At 66.8% G+C, this 19,316-nt stretch carries 20 protein-coding genes; 11 read left to right on the forward strand and 9 right to left on the reverse strand.

The features are described 5' to 3' along the window. The 3 genes from AC1DYI_RS09270 to AC1DYI_RS09280 all read left to right on the forward strand — a co-directional run. Nucleotides 1-498: DUF1697 domain-containing protein (locus AC1DYI_RS09270; RefSeq protein WP_477203809.1), on the forward strand; the 498-nt coding region annotated here is incomplete at its 5' end. Nucleotides 499-573: 75 nt separating this feature from the next. After that, nucleotides 574-1,035, forward strand: coding sequence for a nuclear transport factor 2 family protein (locus AC1DYI_RS09275; protein WP_477203810.1), 462 nt, complete (start codon nt 574-576; stop codon nt 1,033-1,035). 40 nt (nt 1,036-1,075) lie between these two features. Further along, a complete protein-coding gene (locus AC1DYI_RS09280) occupies nt 1,076-1,549 on the forward strand; it encodes a nuclear transport factor 2 family protein (protein WP_477203811.1) in 474 nt (157 codons plus the stop codon). Between the two features lie 70 nt (nt 1,550-1,619). On the opposite strand, the gene AC1DYI_RS09285 is transcribed toward AC1DYI_RS09280, so the two are convergent. The 4 genes from AC1DYI_RS09285 to AC1DYI_RS09300 all read right to left on the reverse strand — a co-directional run bounded on the left by AC1DYI_RS09285 (nt 1,620) and on the right by AC1DYI_RS09300 (nt 6,906). Then, complete coding sequence (locus tag AC1DYI_RS09285) at nt 1,620-2,060, reverse strand: nuclear transport factor 2 family protein (protein WP_477203812.1); 441 nt, start codon at nt 2,058-2,060, stop codon at nt 1,620-1,622. 99 nt (nt 2,061-2,159) lie between these two features. Further along, nucleotides 2,160-3,215 (reverse strand): 2-oxoacid:ferredoxin oxidoreductase subunit beta, encoded by a 1,056-nt coding sequence (locus tag AC1DYI_RS09290; protein ID WP_477203813.1) that lies wholly within the window; start codon nt 3,213-3,215, stop codon nt 2,160-2,162. After that, complete coding sequence (locus tag AC1DYI_RS09295) at nt 3,212-5,074, reverse strand: 2-oxoacid:acceptor oxidoreductase subunit alpha (protein WP_477203814.1); 1,863 nt, start codon at nt 5,072-5,074, stop codon at nt 3,212-3,214. Before AC1DYI_RS09295 ends, AC1DYI_RS09290 begins: the two co-directional genes overlap by 4 nt. Beyond that, nucleotides 5,071-6,906 carry an FAD-dependent oxidoreductase gene (locus AC1DYI_RS09300; RefSeq protein ID WP_477203815.1) on the reverse strand — a complete coding sequence of 612 codons (1,836 nt, stop codon included), beginning with the start codon at nt 6,904-6,906 and terminating at the stop codon, nt 5,071-5,073. The genes AC1DYI_RS09295 and AC1DYI_RS09300 overlap by 4 nt, the downstream gene beginning before the upstream one ends. A 524-nt stretch (nt 6,907-7,430) precedes the next feature. Between AC1DYI_RS09300 and AC1DYI_RS09305 the strand changes: the two genes are divergently transcribed. From AC1DYI_RS09305 to AC1DYI_RS09320, 4 genes are all read left to right on the forward strand, one after another. Further along, complete coding sequence (locus AC1DYI_RS09305; RefSeq protein WP_477203816.1) at nt 7,431-8,003, forward strand: GbsR/MarR family transcriptional regulator; 573 nt, start codon at nt 7,431-7,433, stop codon at nt 8,001-8,003. A 67-nt stretch (nt 8,004-8,070) separates the two neighbouring features. Further along, entirely contained in the window at nt 8,071-8,520 is a 450-nt protein-coding gene (locus AC1DYI_RS09310) for a thiol-disulfide oxidoreductase DCC family protein (RefSeq protein ID WP_477203817.1), read from the forward strand. Between the two features lie 19 nt (nt 8,521-8,539). Continuing rightward, nucleotides 8,540-8,926, forward strand: coding sequence for a hypothetical protein (locus tag AC1DYI_RS09315; RefSeq protein ID WP_477203818.1), 387 nt, complete (start codon nt 8,540-8,542; stop codon nt 8,924-8,926). Next, complete coding sequence (locus AC1DYI_RS09320) at nt 8,923-9,825, forward strand: NAD-dependent epimerase/dehydratase family protein (RefSeq protein WP_477203819.1); 903 nt, start codon at nt 8,923-8,925, stop codon at nt 9,823-9,825. Before AC1DYI_RS09315 ends, AC1DYI_RS09320 begins: the two co-directional genes overlap by 4 nt. A gap of 27 nt (nt 9,826-9,852) precedes the next feature. On the opposite strand, the gene parC is transcribed toward AC1DYI_RS09320, so the two are convergent. From parC to AC1DYI_RS09345, 5 genes are all read right to left on the reverse strand, one after another. Beyond that, nucleotides 9,853-12,177, reverse strand: a complete 2,325-nt coding sequence (gene parC, locus AC1DYI_RS09325) for a DNA topoisomerase IV subunit A (RefSeq protein ID WP_477203820.1) — start codon at nt 12,175-12,177, stop codon at nt 9,853-9,855. 57 nt (nt 12,178-12,234) lie between these two features. Further along, nucleotides 12,235-12,957, reverse strand: coding sequence for a lytic transglycosylase domain-containing protein (locus AC1DYI_RS09330; protein ID WP_477203821.1), 723 nt, complete (start codon nt 12,955-12,957; stop codon nt 12,235-12,237). Then, a complete protein-coding gene (locus AC1DYI_RS09335; RefSeq protein ID WP_477203822.1) occupies nt 12,954-13,499 on the reverse strand; it encodes a GNAT family N-acetyltransferase in 546 nt (181 codons plus the stop codon). The genes AC1DYI_RS09330 and AC1DYI_RS09335 overlap by 4 nt, the downstream gene beginning before the upstream one ends. Then, nucleotides 13,499-15,469 carry a DNA topoisomerase IV subunit B gene (locus AC1DYI_RS09340; RefSeq protein ID WP_477203823.1) on the reverse strand — a complete coding sequence of 657 codons (1,971 nt, stop codon included), beginning with the start codon at nt 15,467-15,469 and terminating at the stop codon, nt 13,499-13,501. Before AC1DYI_RS09340 ends, AC1DYI_RS09335 begins: the two co-directional genes overlap by 1 nt. Nucleotides 15,470-15,569: 100 nt before the next feature. Then, nucleotides 15,570-16,826, reverse strand: a complete 1,257-nt coding sequence (locus tag AC1DYI_RS09345; RefSeq protein ID WP_477203824.1) for a D-amino acid dehydrogenase — start codon at nt 16,824-16,826, stop codon at nt 15,570-15,572. A gap of 93 nt (nt 16,827-16,919) precedes the next feature. Here AC1DYI_RS09345 and AC1DYI_RS09350 point away from each other — a divergent pair, with 93 nt between their 5' ends. From AC1DYI_RS09350 to AC1DYI_RS09365, 4 genes are all read left to right on the forward strand, one after another. Continuing rightward, complete coding sequence (locus tag AC1DYI_RS09350) at nt 16,920-18,143, forward strand: MFS transporter (protein ID WP_477203825.1); 1,224 nt, start codon at nt 16,920-16,922, stop codon at nt 18,141-18,143. Next, a complete protein-coding gene (locus tag AC1DYI_RS09355; RefSeq protein WP_477203826.1) occupies nt 18,140-18,274 on the forward strand; it encodes a hypothetical protein in 135 nt (44 codons plus the stop codon). Before AC1DYI_RS09350 ends, AC1DYI_RS09355 begins: the two co-directional genes overlap by 4 nt. Next, the gene (locus tag AC1DYI_RS09360) at nt 18,274-18,840 is read left to right on the forward strand and encodes a class I SAM-dependent methyltransferase (RefSeq protein ID WP_477203827.1); all 567 of its coding nucleotides are present in this window, start codon (nt 18,274-18,276) and stop codon (nt 18,838-18,840) included. Before AC1DYI_RS09355 ends, AC1DYI_RS09360 begins: the two co-directional genes overlap by 1 nt. A gap of 25 nt (nt 18,841-18,865) precedes the next feature. Continuing rightward, nucleotides 18,866-19,316, forward strand: a 451-nt coding sequence (locus AC1DYI_RS09365; RefSeq protein ID WP_477203828.1) for a dihydrodipicolinate synthase family protein, incomplete at its 3' end; no start/stop codon positions are given.

Below are 19,316 nucleotides of genomic sequence, written 5' to 3' on the forward strand. Positions count from 1 at the left end.
AAGTGCCCGACGAAGGCGCAGTTCGAGGCGGCCTTTCTTGACGCTGGCGCGCCGTCGGCGTCTTCGTTCCTGACCAATGGAACGATGGTGTTCGAGGCAGCTTCGGCCGCTGCGGCCAAGAGCGTGCTGGCAGCGGCGTGCGAGGCGATGCAGGCCTCGTGCGGCCTGGTCGAACCTGCGTTCCTGCGTTCGATGCGGCAATTGGCCACCCTCGCCAAGGGTGAGCCCTTCGCCGAGGTGGACGAGCAGCAGGTCTACGCCTGCTGCATCACCTTCCTGCATCCCAAGGCCAAGCTCGACACGGGCTCGCTGCCCATTGAATCAACGCGCGGCGATTGCAGCATCTTTGCCTGCACCGGCGCCGAGGCCTTCAGCACGGTGCAGAAGAACGGCAACACCGTCGGCAGCCCCAACGCGATGCTGGAGAAGCTGTTGCGACTGCCCGCCACCTCGCGCAACTGGAACACCGTGCTGCGCCTGCTCGACAAGCACGGCTGAGCCTCGGCTGAGGTGCCGCCAAGGCGCCCAGACAGCGCCTATAGTGCGCAACTCTCGCCGTTGCCAGGTGCTGCCATGATCGTCGAACTCTCGCTGTTGTCGTCGCCTCGCCGCTTTGCGGCACTGCTGCTGGCCGTCTGTGTCGCCTTGCTGCCTACCCTGGCGGCGGCCGCCACCGCTGAAGAAGAGCTTCGTGCGCTCGAAGACCAGCGGCAGGAAGCGATCCGCATCCAGGACTTCGGCACCTTGGGCCGCATCTATGCGCCCGAGTTCATCGCCGTGGCCGCCAACGGCCAGGTGGTCGACCGAAGCCAGCTGTTCCAGATCTTCGCCAAGGGCGGCTCAGCACAAAAGTTCAGCACCGACGAGATCCACGTGCTCGACCTGGGCGAGACCGCCGTGTTCATCGGCCGTCTGGTCGCCCGAGCACCGACCGGCGTCATCACCTACACCACGCGCTTCAGCCATGTGTTCGTCCGGCGCGATGGGCATTGGCTGTGCGTCTCGGGCCAGTCCACGCCCATCCCCGAACCTTGAAATTCCACTGACAAGCATTTCGCTCGAATCCATGATCAACATGCCTCGCCGCCCCGCCCTGCAAACCCTGGCCGCCAGCTTGCTTGGTGCCCTGACGATGACGCTCGTCCAGCCTGCCCTGGCCGCCGCACCGAACGCGGCCGACCTGGCCCAACTGACCCGACAGTCCAACGATTGGGACGCTGCGATCGTGCGCAAGGACCGCGCCGCGATCGAAGCCAACATGGCCGAAGACTTTCGCCAGATCGACGGCGACGCGGACATCGAGACCAAAGCCTCGTTCGTCGACGGCCTGATGTCGCCGAAGCTGAAGATCGAACCGTACACCGTCGAAGACTTCGAGGTGCGCCAGTACRGCGACACCGCCCTGCTCAGCGGCCGCACCCAGATGACCGGCAGCTGGGACGGCAAGCCCTGGACGAGCCACTACCGCTACATCGACATCTACGCCAAGAAAGACGGCGTCTGGAAGATCGTCAGCGTGCAGATCACGCGCGTGGCGGCGGCCAAGTAGCCCGTCGGGGGAACCAGCCGCGGCGACCTTGGTACACGGCCCTGTGCGCCAAGGCGATCGGACGCCGCACTCAGTGATGATCTGCCGCGGAAGCCAGCGGTCCGAAGAAGCCGACGATGCGTGAGATGTGGCTGCGGTCCGCGGTGAACTCCACGAAATCGAAGCCCGGCAATTCGCGACCATAGGTCACACCGTCCACAGTCATCGGCTGCGGCAGCAGCAGGACCCAGGCAAAGCGTCCGTAAGCCCCGTGCACATCGAGCGCGCTGGCGGGTCGCAGCTGTGCGCCGGGAAACTTCGCCTGGAACTCTTGAATGACATCGACCAGAGCTTCGGTGCCGACGGTCGTAGGCGTGATCGGATCGGTGTAGCTGCTCTGCGCTGTCCAGCAGCGCGCCAAGTTCGCGAGGATGTCTTCCCGCGAGCCAGCAGCCCACGCGGCGGAATAGGTGCCGATCAGTTCATCGGCAGGGGTAACAGTGGAGGCAACGTTTTCTGCGGCTGCGGACATAGGTGAATCGGCGAGTGGTCACTGAGACCTCCGATCGTGCATGCCACTCACTGCCAGCGTGATGTCAGCAGTGTCCTCTCCCAACCTCGCCTCGCCACATCAGCGCAATCCTGCGTTCAGCTTGGCCAATGCAGCGGTACCCGGGCACAGCTCAGCTTCGCCCAACGCATTGAGCGGCCGGGCCGAGGTCTTCAGCGCCTGGTGCAGATCGCCGGCATCCGGGTCCACATACAGCAGCCCCGAGACGATCTCGCCCAGGGCCTGCTGCGCCATCAGGTACTCCATCGCTCGTGCCCTGTCGGTCGGGTCGTAGCCGGCGTGCAGCTTGCGCAGGCGCAGCGTGCTGCCGTCGGGTTGCGGCAACTCGATCGATTCACCCGGCGCGGGCTCGGCAATCTGCTCGGGCGCCGGGTCGATGAAGTCGATGCGACTGACCGCCTCGTTGTGCTCGCGCACATAGTCGTAGCTGCGCGTGCTACCCAAGTGGTTGTTGAAGGTCACGCAGGGGCTGATGATGTCGATGAAGGCTGCGCCGCCGTGCGCGATCGCACCTTTGATCAGCGGCACCATCTGCGCCTTGTCGCCCGAGAAGCTGCGCGCCACGTAGGTGGCCCCGAGCTGCAGCGCCATCGCCACCATGTCGACAGGCGCGTCCGGGTTCGGCACGCCCTTCTTCGAGGTCGAGCCCCGGTCGGCGGTGGCCGAGAACTGGCCTTTGGTCAGGCCATAGACACCGTTGTTCTCAACGATGTAGACCATGCGCACGCCACGCCGCATCGCGTGGGCGAACTGGCCCAGGCCGATCGATGCGGAGTCGCCGTCGCCAGAGACGCCCAGGTACAACAGCTCACGGTTGGCGAGGTTGGCGCCCGTCAGCACGCTGGGCATGCGCCCGTGCACGGTGTTGAAACCATGGCTCGCGCCGAGAAAATAGTCCGGCGTCTTGCTGGAGCAGCCGATGCCCGACAGCTTGGCCACGCGGTGCGGCGCGATGTCCAGCTCCCACGCGGCCTGCACAATCGCAGCCGAGACCGAGTCGTGGCCGCAGCCGGCGCACAGCGTCGAGACCTTGCCTTCGTAGTCGCGCCGCGTGTAGCCGACCGCGTTGCGCTCCAGCGAGGGATGGTGCAGCTTCGGCTTCGTGATGTAGGTCATGTGCGCTCCCCTTGCGTTGCTCCCTTGGGGGACACGGCCAGTGCCAGCACCCGCTCGGTGATCGCCTGCGTGATGAAGCGCGCAGTGATCGGCGTGCCGTCGTAGTGCAGCACCGGCGGCAATCGCTTGGGGTCGATCTCGAGTTCATCGACCAGCAAACGCCGCATCTGGCCGTCGCGGTTCTGCTCGACGACGAAGACCTGCTCGTGCGCGGCGATGAACTCGGCCACGCTCGCCGGGAATGGGAAGGCGCGCAGACGCATCGCATCCAGGTGCACGTGCTGGCCTGCCAGCGTGTGCAGCGCCTCGTCCATCGCCGGTGCGGTGGAGCCGAAGTACAGCACGCCCAGCCGCGTCTTCTGCTCTGCGGCGCGGACGACGGGAGCCGGCACCAGATTGGCCGCGGTAGCGAACTTCTTCAGCAGGCGCTGCACGTTGTAGACGTAGTCCCCACCGGCCTCGGAGTAGCGCGCGTACGGGTCGCGCGTGGTGCCGCGGGTGAAGTAGGCGCCCTTGGACGGATGCGTGCCCGGCAGCGTGCGCCAGGGGATGCCGTCACCGTCCACATCTTTGTAGCGGGCGAATTCCTTGCCGGCTTCCAGCTCGTCGGCGGTCATCACCTTGCCGCGGTCGTAGCGGCGCTCGTCGCTCCAGGCCAGGGGCTGGGCGAGACGCTGGTTCATGCCGATGTCCAGGTCGGTCATCAGGAAGACCGGGGTCTGCAAGCGGTCGGCCAGGTCCAGCGACGTGGCGGCGAACTCGAAGCATTCGGTCGGATCCTGCGGGAACAGCAGCACGTGCTTGGTGTCGCCGTGCGACGCGTACGCGCAGGCCAGCACGTCGGCCTGCTGCGTGCGCGTGGGCATGCCGGTGGACGGGCCGCCGCGCTGCACGTTGATGATCGTGACCGGGATCTCGGCAAAGTACGCGAGGCCGATGAACTCGGTCATCAGCGACACACCCGGGCCCGAGGTGGCCGTGAACGCACGTGCGCCGTTCCACCCCGCGCCAGTGACCATGCCAATCGACGCGATCTCGTCTTCGGCCTGCACGATCGCGTAGCGGTGCTCGCCAGTCTCGGGGTTCACGCGGAACTTCTCGCAGTACTTCTGGAAGGCCTCGGCGACCGATGAAGACGGTGTGATCGGGTACCAGGCGCAGACCGTGGCGCCGCCGTACACGCAGCCCAGTGCCGCGGCGCTGTTGCCGTCGACGAAGATGCGCTCACCCACAGCCTCAGCCCGACGTACACGCAAGCCCAAGCCCGGCCCGCGCGGCGCGCTGAGATGGTCACGCGCGAACTCGCGGCCCGCGTGCAGCGCACGCACGTTCGACTCGAGCAGCTTTTCCTTGCCACGGTACTGCTCGGAGAACAGCTTCTCGATCACCGACGCGTCGATGTCCATCAACGCCGACAGCGCGCCCAGCACCATGATGTTCTTGAACAGCTGGCGCTGGCGCGAGTCTTCGTAGGTCGCGTTGCAGATCGCGGTGACCGGCATGCCGATCACGGTGATGTCCTTTCGGAAGGCGCTGTCGGGCAGCGGCCGCGTGCTGTCGTAGAACAAGTAGCCACCCGGCTCGACCTCGGCCACATCCTGCTTCCAGGTCTGCGGGTTCATCGCGACCATCAGGTCAACCCCGCCGCGGCGGCCTAACCAGCCTGCCTCACTGACGCGCACCTCGTACCACGTCGGCAAGCCCTGGATGTTGCTGGGGAAAATGTTGCGCGGGCTGACGGGCACGCCCATGCGCAGGATCGCTTTCGCGAACAACTCATTGGCCGAAGCCGAGCCCGAGCCGTTGACGTTCGCGAACTTGACGACGAAGTCGTTGACTGCTTCTACGCGCTGCGTCATTTCGAGTGCATCCCCACCTGGCGCCCACCGTGGCTGCGGCACGCCTGGCCGGCCTGCGTCGTCTGCAGCAAGAACTTCTGCATGTCCCACGCCCCGGTTGGACATCGCTCGGCGCACAACCCGCAGTGCAGGCAAACGTCTTCGTCTTTCACCATCACGCGCGCTGTCTTCAACGGGCCGCTGACATACAGGTCTTGCTCGGCGTTTGGCGCTGGCGCTTGCAGCCGGCCGCGCAGATCAGCCTCGTCACCGTTGGCCGTGAAGCTGATGCAGTCCATCGGGCAGATGTCGACGCACGAATCGCACTCGATGCAGGCCTTCTCGGTGAACACCGTCTGCACATCGCAGTTCAGGCAGCGCTGCGCTTCCTTGAACGCGGTCGCGGCGTCGAAGCCCAATTCCACCTCGACGCGGATACTCGCGAGCGCTTTCTCGGCCGCCGTCCACGGCACCTTGTTGCGCAGATCATTCGATACGTCGTTGTCGTAGCTCCACTCGTGGATGCCCATCTTCTGCGACATCAGGTTCACGTGCGGCGGCGGCCGGTCGGCCACCGATTCGGCGTGCAGGAATTTGTCGATCGACACCGCCGCCTCGTGGCCGTGGGCGACCGCGGTGATGATGTTTTTCGGCCCAAACGCCGCATCACCGCCGAAGAAGACCTGCGGCAGGCTGGACTGCATCGTCTTCTCGCCGACCACCGGCAGGCCCCACTTGTCGAAGGTGATGCCGCAGTCCGGCTCGATCCACGGGAAGGCATTCTCCTGGCCGACCGCGATCAGCACCTCGTCGCAGGGCAGCACGACATCCGGCAGGCCGGTCGGCACCAACTCGCGCTTGCCCTTGGCGTCGTATCGCGCCTCGACGATCTCGAAGCGCATGCCGGTGAGCTTGCCATCCTCGATCTCGAACGACTTCGGCACGTGGTAGTTGAGGATCGGGATGCCTTCGTGCATCGCGTCTTCCTTCTCCCACGGCGAGGCTTTCATCTCCTCGAAGCCGCTGCGCACGACCACCTTCACGTCGGAAGAACCGAGCCTTCGCGCCGATCTGCAGCAGTCCATGGCGGTGTTGCCACCGCCAAGCACGATCACGCGTGGCGCCACTTTGGTCACATGGCCGAACGAGACCGACGACAACCAGTCGATGCCGATGTGGATCTGCTCTTTCGCTTCGTCGCGCCCGGGGATGTGCAGGTCGCGTCCGCGCGGCGCACCAGAGCCGACGAAGACCGCGTCCCAGCCTTCGGCCAGCAGTGCCTTCATCGAGCCGATGTACTGGCCGCTGCGGAACTCGACACCCAATCCGAGGATGTAGCCGCACTCCTCGTCGATCACCGTTTCGGGCAAGCGGAAGCGCGGCACCTGGGTGCGCATGAAGCCGCCGGGCTTGGCATCGCCATCGAACACGGTGACCTCGTAGCCTTGCGTCGCAAGGTCGCGCGCCACGGTCAACGAAGCCGGCCCGGCGCCGACACAGGCCACACGCTTGCCGTTCTTCGCTTCGGGCCGCGGCATGCGCGCTCGAACCTCGTCGCCCTTGAAGTCGGCCGCTACGCGCTTGAGCCGGCAGATGGCCACTGGCTCGGGTTTCTCGGCGTTGCGCTCTTCAACGCGGCCGCGCCGGCAGGCGGGTTCACAGGGGCGGTCGCACGTTCGACCCAGAATGCCGGGGAAGACATTCGAGACCCAGTTGACCATGTAGGCGTCGTCGTAACGCCCCTGCGCGATCAGCCGGATGTATTCGGGAACCGGCGTGTGGGCGGGGCACGCCCATTGGCAGTCGACCACTTTGTGGAAGTAGGCCGGATCCGCCACGTTGGTGGGTCGCACTGGCGCTGTCTCCTGTGTGTCGGAGTTGCCGCCGTCTGCGCCAGGATCACTGCCGCTGTCGCCGCACCCCGTTCGTCTGGATCGGACCAGTCTACTACTGCACGTGCAGCCGACGACTTGGAGTCAAACCCGCGGGGGCGTCGCTGGTGTGGCGTGTTCGTGTGAAGGTGACGCTGCTCCACTGTTCTTGAGACGCGCGCTGATCGCCGATCGGCGAAGAAAGGGCATCCGCCCCGGCGCTCGTTAGACGTTCACCGGGGCGGATGCCCTTTCCTCGCTGTCAACGTTGGTGGCAAGGCACCGCGCTCGCATTCCACGCGCGGCCTCCACCTTTGCCATTCGCACGCCTCTGCCCCACTCCATGGATGGCAGCGGACGATGGGGAAACGCCCGGGTGAGCGTCTAACGTGAGGCTGGGCGTTTCCCCATCGGCCGCTACACGAACCGTCGCCAACTGCGTTCTGAATGTCTGAATGAATAATTTCTCTCTTGACAGAAATTACAGAATTGCTACGCTGACAGCCATGGAACTCAGTGATACCGGCCGCCGCTTCATCGTTCACTGGGGTGAGATGGGCTCGGCGTGGGGCGTCAACCGCACCGTCGCCCAAATCCACGCGCTGCTGTTCTTCCACGGCAAGCCGCTGAACGCCGAAGACATCAGCGACACGCTGGCCGCCGCGCGCTCCAACGTCAGCACCAGCCTGAAAGAGTTGCAGAACTGGAAGCTGATCCGCGTGACCCACGTGCTGGGTGACCGGCGCGACTACTTCGAAACCTCGCACGACGTCTGGGAGCTCTTCCGCACCATCGTGCGCGAGCGCAAAGAGCGTGAGTTCGACCCCACCTCGCGCCTGCTGCAAGAACTGGTCAGCCAGCCTTCGTTCCAACATGAGCCGCCGGACGTGCAAGACCGCCTGCGCGAAACCCAGCGCTTCATGGAGGCACTCGGCGCCTGGTCCGACGAGATGCTGCGCCTGACCCCCGCTACATTGGAAAAGGTGATGGGTCTGGGGGCCAAGGTGCAGAAGTTCTTGCGCGCACCTGACGGCAACGCCCCAAATGAGGCGGCCACGATGCCACCCCCTCTCTTCTAGCCGACACGACCGGCCCTTTTTTTGACCTTTAATTTCTGTCTATGCCGAAATTTCAGAAGGAGATGATATGCAAGACACCGTCTATCCACTGACCCTGTACTACGAGTCGGCCTGCGCGCTGTGCAACGGCGAGATGACCAACCTGATGCTGCGCGACACCGCAGGCAGGCTGCGCTTCGTCGATGTCTCGGCGCCGGGCTTCGACAGCCCGCCGCCAGACACCACCACCGCCGATTTGCTGAAACTGATCCATGCGCTGACGGCCGACGGACGTGTGCTGCGCGGTGTCGAAGTGTTTCGCCTGGCGTACCGCGCGGTCGGCCTCGACTGGCTTGTCGCACCGACGACCTGGCCGCTGCTAGACCGCCTGGCCGACAGGCTGTACCCGGTGCTGGCCCGCAACCGCCACCGCATTCCCCGCGTCGTCAGCCACCTGCTGTTCGAAACCGCAACACGCCGCGCCGCTGAACGCGCGGCACAACGGCGCTGCACACCCGGCGGCTCCTGCACACGCTGAATCAAGCAAGGAGAAATCAATGAGCCCTCTCACCACATTCACGCTGTCGCTCGTACTGGCCGGCACCTTGCCTATCGTCGCGGTGCGCTACCTCGAGCCGATCCTCGTCAAGGTGCTGCGCGGTTTCTGCGACGCAGAAGGCGGCGCCGAGTTCTGGGTCCGCTCGGCCTACCTGCTGGCCGTCAGCGGCACGTTGGTGCTGCTGCTCAGCTTCGGCCGTTTCGAAGACTCTGTCGACCCGGTCGATGCGCTGCGCCGCACGCTCTGGTTGGTGCTGGCCGGCGTCTTCGCCACTGTCGCGTTCATCGCCAGCAAGGTCTGGAAGCAGGTGGCGCGGCTGTTGGCGCCGCCAGCGACCGCTCCGGCGCGACCCGCCGTGGCCAACACCGCAAGGAGCACATCATGAAGGTCTTGCTTTGTGGCGCGCGCGGCTTCATCGGCCGACACATCGCCGCCGCCTTGCGTGCAGCAGGACACGAGGTGCTGGCCACCGTCTCGGGCCCACCGGGACCGGGTGAACTGCGGGTGGACTTTGCGCGCGACACCACTGCCGCAGCCTGGCTGCCGCGCCTGGCCGGCATCGACGCGGTGGTCAATGCAGTGGGCGTGCTGCGTGACACACCACGCCGGCCGATCGCAGCCGTGCACCTGCTGACACCTATGGCGCTGTTCGCCGCCTGCGCGCAGGCAGGCGTGAGGCGGGTGCTGCATGTCTCGGCGCTGGGTATCGATGCCAACGACACGCCCTACGCGCGCACCAAGCGCGCGGCCGAGTTGCAGTTGCAGGAACGGACCGACGCCGGTCAGCTGGACGGTGTGGTGCTGCGCCCCAGCGTGGTCTATGGCCTTGGTGGGGCCAGCGCCAGCCTGTTCGATGCGCTGGCCTTGTCGCCGTTGCTCCCCTTGCCGGGGCCGGCGCTGCGGTCGCGCATCCAGCCCGTGCATGTGGACGATCTCGCGCAGGCCGCGGTGCAGTTGCTGGGTGCTCGCCGTGCGTTCAACGGCAGCGTCGCGGTCGTCGGCCCGCGGGCGATGAGCCTGGCCGACTTCATTGCCGAATTACGCACCTCCCGCGGTCGCCGTGCCGCCCGCACGCTGGCCCTGCCGGAATGGCTGACGCGCGCCAGCGCCCGCCTGGGCGACGCCTGCCCRGTCACGCCGTGGGGTAGCCAGACGCTGGCGCTGCTGTGCGCCGACAACACAGCCGACGCCTCGGCAATCCGCGACCTGCTCGGGCGCGAGCCGCGCGACCCGGCGCAGTTTCGCGCCGAGTCGCCGGCGCAGATGGCGCCGCACCACGCCTGAGCTGGCGCAGCCGCGGCGCTTGCACAATCAGCCAGCCAGCACGCGCAGCGGCTTCAGGATGCCCTCGACCTTGTGGCCCTTGCGCGCGCGCTTGCCCACATGGCTGGCGAGCGAGGCGCCCTTCAACGGTTCGTCCTTCGCCTTGCCGCCGCGACCTGTGCCGAGCACGCGCAGCGACTCACCGCAGGTCGTCACCGACAGCAGCGGGTCCTTCGCATCGACATCCATCAGTGTCAGGCCACGGCCGCCCTTGGACTGGAGCTTCAGCTCGCTCAGCGGGTAGACCAGCAGCCGGCCACTCAGCGACAGGCAAGCCACCTGCCCGTGGGTCTGCCCGACGACGGACGGCGGCAGCACGTGCTCCTTGTCCTCCAGCGTCAGGAAGCTCTTGCCGCCGCGCTGGCGTGTGGCCAGATCGGCGCAGCGCGCCAGCAGGCCGAAGCCGCCGGTGTTGGCCAGCAACAGCGTCGCCTCAGCCGCGCCGGCAAAGTAATGCGCCGGTTGCGAGCCGGTTTCCAGGTCGATCAGCGAGGTGATCGGCTGCCCGTCACCGCGGCCGCCCGGCAGGCCGGCCACCGCCACGTTGTAGACGCGGCCGTTGCTGCCGAACACGAACAGCGTGTCGACCGAGCGGCACGGGAACGCACCGTACAAGCTGTCGCCCGCCTTGAAGGTCTGCGCCGCCACGTCCACCTCGTGGCCCTTCAGCGCGCGCACCCAGCCCTTCAGGCTGACGATCACCGTGACCGGCTCGTCGACGATCTTCACCTCGGCCACCGCGCGCTTTTCTTCCTGGATCAGCGTGCGGCGCTCGTCGCCGAACTGTTTCGTGTCGGCCTCGATCTCCTTGATCATCGTGCGGCGCAGCGCCGTCGGGCTGCTGAGGATGTCCTCCAGCTTGGCCTGGTCTTCGCGCAGACCCTTCAGCTCCTGCTCGATCTTGATCGCTTCCAACCGCGCCAACTGACGCAGGCGGATTTCGAGGATGTCTTCGGCCTGCCTGTCGCTGAGTTTGAAGCGCTCGATCAGCGCCGGCTTCGGCTCGTCCGCATGGCGGATGATGTGGATCACCTCGTCGATGTTCAGCAGCACCAGCTGCCGGCCTTCGAGGATGTGGATGCGGTCCAGCACCTTCTGCAACCGGTGCTGCGAGCGGCGCTGCACCGTCGTCTGGCGGAAGGCGATCCACTCGACCAGCATCTGGCGCAGGCTCTTCTGCGTCGGCCGGCCATCGATGCCGACCATCGTCAGATTGATCGGCACGCTCGATTCGAGGCTGGTGTGCGCCAGCAGCGTGGTGATCAGCTCCTGCTGCTCGACCGTGCGGCTCTTGGGCTCGAACACCAACCGCACCGGCGCGTCCTTGCTGGACTCGTCGCGCATCGTGTCCAGCACCGCCAGCACGGCCGCCTTCAGCTGCGTCTGCTCGGCGGTCAGGGCCTTCTTGCCGGCCTTGACCTTCGGGTTGATCAGCTCTTCGACCTCTTCCTGCACCTTCTGCGAGCTGCTGCCAGGCGGCAGCTCGGTGACCACCAGCTGCCACTGGCCGCGCGCCAGGTCTTCGATCTTCCAGCAGGCCCGCACCTTCAGGCTGCCGCGGCCGCTGGCATAGGTGGCGCGAATCTCAGCCGCGCTGGAGATGATCTGGCCGCCACCCGGGAAGTCGGGCCCCGGCAGCATCGTGTACAGCTCGTCGTCCGACAGCTTCTCGTTGCGGATCAGCGCCACCGCAGCGGCCGCCACCTCGCGCAGGTTGTGGCTGGGGATCTCGGTCGCCAGGCCCACCGCGATGCCCGATGCGCCGTTGAGCAGCGAGAACGGCAGACGCGCCGGCAACAGGCGTGGCTCTTCTTCGCTGCCGTCGTAGTTCGGCATGAAGTCGACCGTGCCCTCGTCGATCTCGTCGAGCAGCAGGCGGGCAATCGGCGCCAGCCGCGCTTCGGTGTAGCGCATCGCCGCGGCGCCGTCGCCGTCACGGCTGCCGAAGTTGCCTTGGCCGTCGATCAGCGGGTAGCGCAAGCTGAAGTTCTGCGCCATGCGCACCAGCGCGTCGTAGGCTGCCTGGTCGCTGTGCGGGTGGTATTTGCCCAGCACATCGCCGACGACCTTGGCGCACTTGACCGGCTTGGGGCCACTGGCCGTCGTGAAGCCGAGGCCGAGGCGGTCCATCGCGTAGAGGATGCGGCGCTGCACCGGCTTCGAGCCGTCGCACACATCCGGCAGCGCGCGGCCCTTGACCACGCTGAGCGCGTATTCGAGGTAGGCGCGTTCGGCGTAGTGGGCCAGCGTGATCGCGTCACTGCTGCCGCCGTCTCCACCGTCGGGCGTAAAGGTCAAAGGGGTCTGTTCCATCGTCATGCTTTTCAGAGGATTCGTTCAACGCCGGCGCGTGGTGGCGCGGCGGCCGGGTCAATGGGCGCCAGGCTCCACACTGACCACCGGGCCGGCCAGGCGCAGCTCGCGCGCCCGGCCCAGCTGGCGCTGCTGCAGCAGCGCCCAATAAAGCTCCAGCACCATGTGCACGTGCGAGCGGGTCTCGTCGATCTCAGGCATCTGCCCGCCGCTTTGGCGCACACGGCCTTCGCCGGCGTTCCAGGCAGCCAACGCCAGGTGCACGCCACCGAAGCGGCGTGACAGGTCGGCGAGCATGCGCGCGCCGATCAAGATGTTGCTGCGCGCATCACGCAAGTGCTCATCCACCGGTCGGGCTGCCGTTTCCTGGCGAGTCAGGTAGCGCTCAGCCGTGGCCGGTGTGATCTGCATCAGACCGACCGCCCCCTTGGGCGACACGCTGTCGCCCTTGTAGCCCGATTCGACCGTGATCACCGCCTTCAGCAGCTCGGCGTCGACGCCTGTGGCCAGCTCAGCCTCGCGCAGCCAGGGCTGTGCCGCCTTGACCTCGGGTGCGAACTCCAGCCAGGTCAGCAGCTTGCTGCGCGTCATCGTCTTGCCGGGCACACGGCCGGCCTCGGTCGCTTCGCGGTCGCGCAGCACCGGCGTGTAGCGCGAGTCCACCGCGTGGTCGGCCAGATGTGCGACGCCGGCACCGTCGACATAACCCCAGACTTCATTGCCCGCGGCCTGCGCGGAGAGCGCGGCCGACAGCAGCAAGGCGAGCAGCGCGAATCTCACGTCAGCCCCTCCAGCGGGGCTTCCAGCCCCATCGCACGGCGGGCCTGGTACTCGCGGTCCAGCAGGCTCATCACGACCAGCGTGTCGTAGCCGTCGGCGCCGTCGATCTCGACCCGCACGCTTTCGCGCAGGCGGCCCTCGGTGACGAAGCCCTCGCTCTCGTACAACGCCAGCGCACGGGTGTTGAGCGACTTCACGTCGAGCCAGAAGCGGTGCGCGCCCAGGTCGCTGAAGGCCATCGCCTTCAGGCGCYGTACGCAGGCGCGGCCCAAGCCCTGGCCCTTGGTCTGCAACACGATGCGCTTCAGCTCGACGCTGCGGTGCTGGTTGCGGCAACCCTGCAGGATCACGAAGCCGAGCCGGTCATGGCTGTCGCCCGCTTCGACGATGAAGTGGCGAAAGTCGGGGAAGCGGATCGCGCCCTCGTGCTGCGTGCGATCCCACGGCGTGATGAACGGCAGGTTCTGCTGGTCGCGCTCGATCGCGACGACAGCATCCAGGTCCGACACCATCGTCGGYCGCAGCAACACGCGAGACACCATCAAATGTCCACCTCAACCGAGTCACCGTGCAGTTCCATCAACTCTCGCCGCGCCTGCGCTTCGCCCTTGCCCATCAGCTTGGTCAGCGATTCGGTGGTGGCCGCGCTGTCGAGCGCGCCGTAGCCCACGCGCAGCAGCCGGCGGGTGTCGGGGTTCAGCGTGGTGTCCCACAGCTGCTCGGCGTTCATTTCGCCCAGGCCCTTGAAGCGGCTGATGGTCCAGCTGTTCTCGCGGGCGCCTTCCTTGCGCAGCTTGTCCAGCGAGGCTTCCAGTTCGCCCTCGTCCAAGGCATAGAGCTTGGCCGCGGGCTTCTTGCCACGCGCCGGAGCATCCAGGCGGAACAACGGCGGCTTGGCCACGTAGATGTGGCCGGTCTCGATCAGCTTCGGGAAGTGGCGGTAGAACAGCGTGAGCAGCAGCACCTGGATGTGCGAGCCGTCCACGTCCGCGTCCGACAGGATGCAGATCTTGCCGTAGCGCAGGCCCGACATGTCGGGTGAGTCGTTCGGCCCATGCGGGTCGACGCCGACAGCGACCGCGATGTCGTGGATCTCGTTGTTCTTGAACAGCAGGTCGCGCTCGACTTCCCAGGCGTTCAGCACCTTGCCGCGCAGCGGCAGGATGGCCTGGGTCTCTTTGTTGCGGCCCATCTTGGCCGAGCCGCCGGCCGAGTCACCCTCGACGAGAAACACCTCGTTCAGCGCCAGATCGCGACTCTCGCAATCGGTGAGCTTGCCGGGCAGCACGGCCACGCCCGAGCCCTTGCGCTTCTCCACCTTCTGGCTCGCGCGCTGGCGGGTCTGCGCCTGCTTGATCACCAGCTCGGCCAGCTTCTTGCCGTAGTCCACATGCTGGCTGAGCCACAGCTCGAGCGCAGGTTTGACGTAGGCTGAGACGAGGCGAAGCGCATCGCGGCTATTCAAGCGCTCCTTGATCTGGCCCTGGAACTGCGGGTCCRGCACCTTCGCACTCAGCACGAAGCTGGCGCGCGAGAACACGTCTTCAGGCATCAGCTTGACGCCCTTGGGCAGCAGCGAGTGCATCTCGATGAAGCCCTTGATCGCGCCGAACAGGCCGTCCTTCAGGCCCGCCTCGTGCRTGCCGCCGGCCACCGTCGGGATCAGGTTGACGTAGCTCTCACGCAGCAAGCCACCTTCTTCGGTGAAGGCCACGCACCAGGCTGCCCCCTCGCCCTCGGCGAAGTTTTCGGTCTCGCCCTCGCCAGCGTAGTGCTCGCCTTCGAACAGCGGGATCATCGGGTCCGCCGGCAGCGACTGCTGCAGGTAGTCGCGCAGGCCGCCCTTGTAGAGCCAGGTCTGCGTTTCGCCGGTCTTCTCGCTCGTCAGCGTGACCGTCACGCCGGGCATCAGCACCGCCTTGCTGCGCAGCAGGTGCATCAGCTCGTGGCGCGGCAGCTCGGCGCTCTCGAAATACTTGGCGTCGGGCCACACGCGCACCGAGGTGCCTTGCTTGCGCTCGCCGGACACCGACTTGCGCGTGACCAGCGGCTCGATCACATCGCCGCCCGAGAAGGCCAGGCTCGCGCACTGGCCTTCGCGCCAAACCGCCACCTGCAGCCGCTTGGCCAGCGCGTTGGTCACGCTGACGCCCACGCCGTGCAGGCCACCGGAGAAGCTGTAGGCGCCGCCTGAGCCTTTGTCGAACTTGCCGCCGGCGTGCAGCCGGGTGAAGACGATCTCGACCACCGGCACCTTTTCTTCCGGATGCAGGCCAAAGGGGATGCCGCGGCCGTCGTCGTCGACGCTGACCGAGCCGTCGGTGTGTTGGGTGACGGCGATGCGTTTGCCAAAGCCGGCGAGTGCTTCGTCGGCGGCGTTGTCGATCACTTCTTGCACGATGTGCAAGGGGTTGTCGGTACGGGTGTACATGCCGGGCCGCTGCTTGACGGGCTCCAAGCCCYTCAGCACGCGGATCGACGCCTCACCGTAGTTCACGGGTGTCTGAGCCATAGGGGCGTGATTCTAGGGAGGCGGGTCGGCCCTCCCGGACCAAAGCCCCCTGCCGGYGGTCAGGCCGTGTAAAGCTGCCGCCGGCCGAGGGCCTGCGCCTTCAGCGGTAGCGGTCCAGCGTCAGCCCGTCGAGCGAGATCTCGGGTTTCCGGCCTGAAACCAGGTCGGCGATGACCCGGCCGGTGCCCGCGGCCATGGTCCAGCCCAGCGTGCCGTGGCCAGTGGCCAGCAGCAGGTTGGGCACCTTTGTCGGGCCGACCAGCGGCGTCCCGTCGGGCGTCATCGGGCGCAGGCCGCACCAGAAACTGGCTTTGGACACGTCGCCGCCTGTCGGGAACAAGTCGGTGACCACATGGGTCAGCGTCTCGCGGCGAGGTTCACGCAGCGCGAGGCTGAAGCCGGCGATTTCGGCCGTGCCGCCGACGCGGATGCGGCTACCCAGCCGCGTGACGGCCACCTTGTGCGTCTCGTCCATGATGGTCGATTCGGGCGCACCGCGTGGGTTGGTGATCGGCACGGTGATCGAGTACCCCTTGATCGGGTAGACCGGCAGGTCCAGCCCCAACGGCTTGACCATCTTCGGCGTGAAGCTGCCGAGCGCGGCCACGTAGTGGTCGGCCTGCAGCCTGCCGGCGCTCGTCTCGACGCCGGTGATGCGCTGTCCGTCATGCACCAAGCGGCGGATCGTGTTGTTGAACAGGAAGCGCACACCCAGCGCCTCGGCCATGCCGGCCAGCCGCGTCGTGAACAGCTGGCAGTCGCCCGTCTCGTCACCCGGCAGACGCAGCGCGCCGACGAACTTGTCCTGTGTCAGGTGCAGCGCCGGCTCTACCGCCACGAAGCCCGGCTTGTCGAGGATCTCGTAGGGCACGCCGTACTGTTTCAGGATCTCGATGTCCTTGGCCGTGCCGTCGAGCTGCTGCTGGGTGCGAAAGAGCTGCAGCGTGCCCATCGCGCGGTCGTCGTAGGCGATGCCGGTCTCGGCGCGCAGCGCCTTCAGGCAGTCGCGGCTGTACTCGGCGATCGGCACCATGCGGCTCTTGTTGAGCGCATAGGCCTTCTCGGTGCAATTCATCAGCATGCGCCAGCCCCAGCGCCACATCGAGGGGTCGAGCAGCGGCCAGATCACCAGCGGACTGTGCTTCATCAACATCCACTGGATGGCCTTCTTCGGCACGCCGGGGCCGGCCCAAGGCGACGAGTAGCCGGGCGAAACCTCGCCGGCATTCGCGAAGCTGGTCTCGAGCGCCGGGGCGCCCTGGCGGTCGATCACCGTCACCTGGTGACCCGCCTTTGCCGCGTAGTAGGCAATGCTCGTCCCGATCACGCCACTGCCCAGCACCAACACGCTTGCCATACACGCTCCTCCTCGCGAAATTGCAATCCTGGTCTGCAGGCCCGCATCCGCCCACGCCCCATGGGGCGATGATTCTTCCGCTAAATTGCCCCGATGACCACCCAGCCTACCTCTGAAAAGCTGTCGATGACACAGGTGCTGATCTGCGGCGCCGCCATCGTCACCCTGTCCATGGGCATCCGGCACGGCTTCGGGCTGTGGCTGGCGCCGATCACGATGGACCGGGGCTGGACGCGTGAGACCTTTGCCTTCGCGATCGCGATCCAGAACATCGCCTGGGGCGTGGCCGGGCCGTTTGCCGGCATGCTGGCCGACAAGTTCGGCGCCTTCCGAGTGTTGGTGGTCGGTTCGTTGCTCTATGCGGCCGGCCTGGTCGGCATGGCGTTATCGACCTCGGGCCTGGCCTTCACAGGCACCACCGGGCTGCTGCTGGGCATGGCGCAATCGGGCACCACCTACGCGGTGGTCTACGGCGTGATCGGCCGCAATGTGGCGCCGGAAAAGCGCTCGTGGGCGATGGGCGTCGCCGCTGCGGCGGGCTCGTTCGGCCAGTTCCTGATGGTGCCGGTGGAGAACTGGCTGATCGGCGCCTGGGGCTGGCAAAGCGCGCTGTTCGTGCTCGGCTGCCTCGCATTGGCGATTGCGCCGTTGGCCATTGGCCTGCGCGAGCCGACCCAGTCCGCGCCCAGCGGCCCGCAGCAGAGCATTGGCGCCGCGCTGAAGGAAGCGATGGCCTACCCGAGCTTCCGCTGGCTGATGGCCGGCTACTTCGTCTGCGGCTTCCAGGTGGTCTTCATCGGCGTGCACATGCCGAGTTACCTGAAAGACAAGGGCCTGTCGCCCGACGTGGCCACCACCGCACTGGCGCTGATCGGCTTGTTCAATGTCTTCGGCACCTACACCGCCGGCGTGTTGGGCCAACGGCTGGCCAAGCGGCACATCCTGTCGGCCATCTACTTGGCGCGCTCGGTGGCGATCGTTGCATTTCTGACCGTCCCACTCAGCCCTGCCAGTGTGTACGTGTTCGCGTCGGTGATGGGCTTCCTGTGGTTGTCCACCGTGCCGCCGACCAACGCGGTGGTGGCGCAGATCTTCGGCGTGCAGTACATGTCGATGCTCGGCGGCTTGGTCTTCTTCAGCCACCAGGTCGGCTCGTTCATGGGCGTGTGGCTGGGCGGCCGGCTGTACGACACCACCGGCAGCTACGACATCGTCTGGTACCTGGCGATCGCGCTGGGCGTGTTCGCCGCGCTGGCCAACCTGCCGGTGCGTGAGACGCCGATCGTGCGGCTGGCGCCGCAGCCCGCCGTCGTATGAGCGTGTGGCATTTCTGGCTGCGCCGGGCCGCCCTGGCCGGTGCCGGCGTGCTGCTGGCGTTGGTCTTCATGGCGTATCAAAACCCGCACACGGTGCTCGACCTGGCGAACCGCGTCTGGGCCTGCTTCTGATGCACGGCAGCGGACCACCGAGCGACTGGCTGCTGCGCTGGGCTCATCTGCTGCCGGCTGGCGGCACGGTGCTGGATCTGGCCTGCGGAGGCGGGCGCCACGTGCGCTGGCTGGCAGATCAGGGCTTTCGGGTGACCGCGGTCGACCGCGACGCCGCCGCTGTGGACCCCTTGCGCCCGGTGGCCGAGGTGATCGTCGCCGACATCGAAAACGGCCCGTGGCCGCTGGACGAGCGCACTTTCGATGGGGTGCTGGTCACGAACTACCTCTGGCGGCCGCTCTGGCCCGCGATCGGCGCAGCTGTTGCGCCAGGCGGGTGGCTACTTTACGAAACCTTTGCCATCGGCCACGAGCGGCTGGGACGGCCCTCACGGCCTGATTTCCTGTTGCAACCGGGCGAGCTGCTGCGTGTCAGCGCGCAGCTGGGCCTGGGCGTTGTGGCCTACGAAAGTGGCCAGTTGGCCGCCCCGCCGCGCATCGTGCAGCGCGTGGTCGCCCAGCGCCCCGGCGCGGGCCTGGAGGCCGCCGCGCCGCGCCTGGTCGGGAGCCGCTCGCCAGGTGGCTAAAATCGGCCGGTTGCAAGGAACCCTGATGAAACCGATTGTTGGCAGCATCGTCGCCCTGGTGACGCCGATGCACGAGGACGGCAGCGTGGATTACGCCGCGCTGCGCGCCCTGATCGACTGGCACATTGCCGAAGGCACCGACTGCATCGGCGTGGTCGGCACCACCGGTGAATCGGCCACCGTGTCGGTGGAAGAGCACTGCGAGATCATCCGCGTCGCCGTCGAGCATGCGGCGGGCCGCGTGCCCATCATGGCCGGCGCGGGCGCAAACTCGACCGCCGAGGCGATCAACCTGTCGCGCTACGCGAAGGAGGTCGGCGCCGACTGCACGTTGCAGGTCGTGCCCTACTACAACAAGCCTTCGCAGGAAGGCATCTACCGCCACTTCAAAGCGATCTCCGAAGCGGTGGACATCCCGATGGTGCTTTACAACGTGCCCGGGCGCACGGTGGCCGATATGCAGCACGACACCGTGC

The sequence above is a fragment of the Ideonella sp. P3_A4 genome (genome assembly GCF_056403075.1).

Bases quoted from the DNA above. Each gene is read 5' to 3' on its own strand.
- AC1DYI_RS09275 (WP_477203810.1), top strand. From the start codon at position 574: ATGATCGTCGAACTCTCGCTGTTGTCGTCGCCTCGCCGCTTTGCGGCA.
- AC1DYI_RS09285 (WP_477203812.1), bottom strand. From the start codon at position 2,060: ATGTCCGCAGCCGCAGAAAACGTTGCCTCCACTGTTACCCCTGCCGAT.
- AC1DYI_RS09290 (WP_477203813.1), bottom strand. From the start codon at position 3,215: ATGACCTACATCACGAAGCCGAAGCTGCACCATCCCTCGCTGGAGCGC.
- AC1DYI_RS09295 (WP_477203814.1), bottom strand. From the start codon at position 5,074: ATGACGCAGCGCGTAGAAGCAGTCAACGACTTCGTCGTCAAGTTCGCG.
- AC1DYI_RS09305 (WP_477203816.1), top strand. From the start codon at position 7,431: ATGGAACTCAGTGATACCGGCCGCCGCTTCATCGTTCACTGGGGTGAG.
- AC1DYI_RS09310 (WP_477203817.1), top strand. From the start codon at position 8,071: ATGCAAGACACCGTCTATCCACTGACCCTGTACTACGAGTCGGCCTGC.
- AC1DYI_RS09315 (WP_477203818.1), top strand. From the start codon at position 8,540: ATGAGCCCTCTCACCACATTCACGCTGTCGCTCGTACTGGCCGGCACC.
- parC (WP_477203820.1), bottom strand. From the start codon at position 12,177: ATGGAACAGACCCCTTTGACCTTTACGCCCGACGGTGGAGACGGCGGC.
- AC1DYI_RS09345 (WP_477203824.1), bottom strand. From the start codon at position 16,826: ATGGCAAGCGTGTTGGTGCTGGGCAGTGGCGTGATCGGGACGAGCATT.
- AC1DYI_RS09350 (WP_477203825.1), top strand. From the start codon at position 16,920: ATGACCACCCAGCCTACCTCTGAAAAGCTGTCGATGACACAGGTGCTG.
- AC1DYI_RS09355 (WP_477203826.1), top strand. From the start codon at position 18,140: ATGAGCGTGTGGCATTTCTGGCTGCGCCGGGCCGCCCTGGCCGGTGCC.
- AC1DYI_RS09360 (WP_477203827.1), top strand. From the start codon at position 18,274: ATGCACGGCAGCGGACCACCGAGCGACTGGCTGCTGCGCTGGGCTCAT.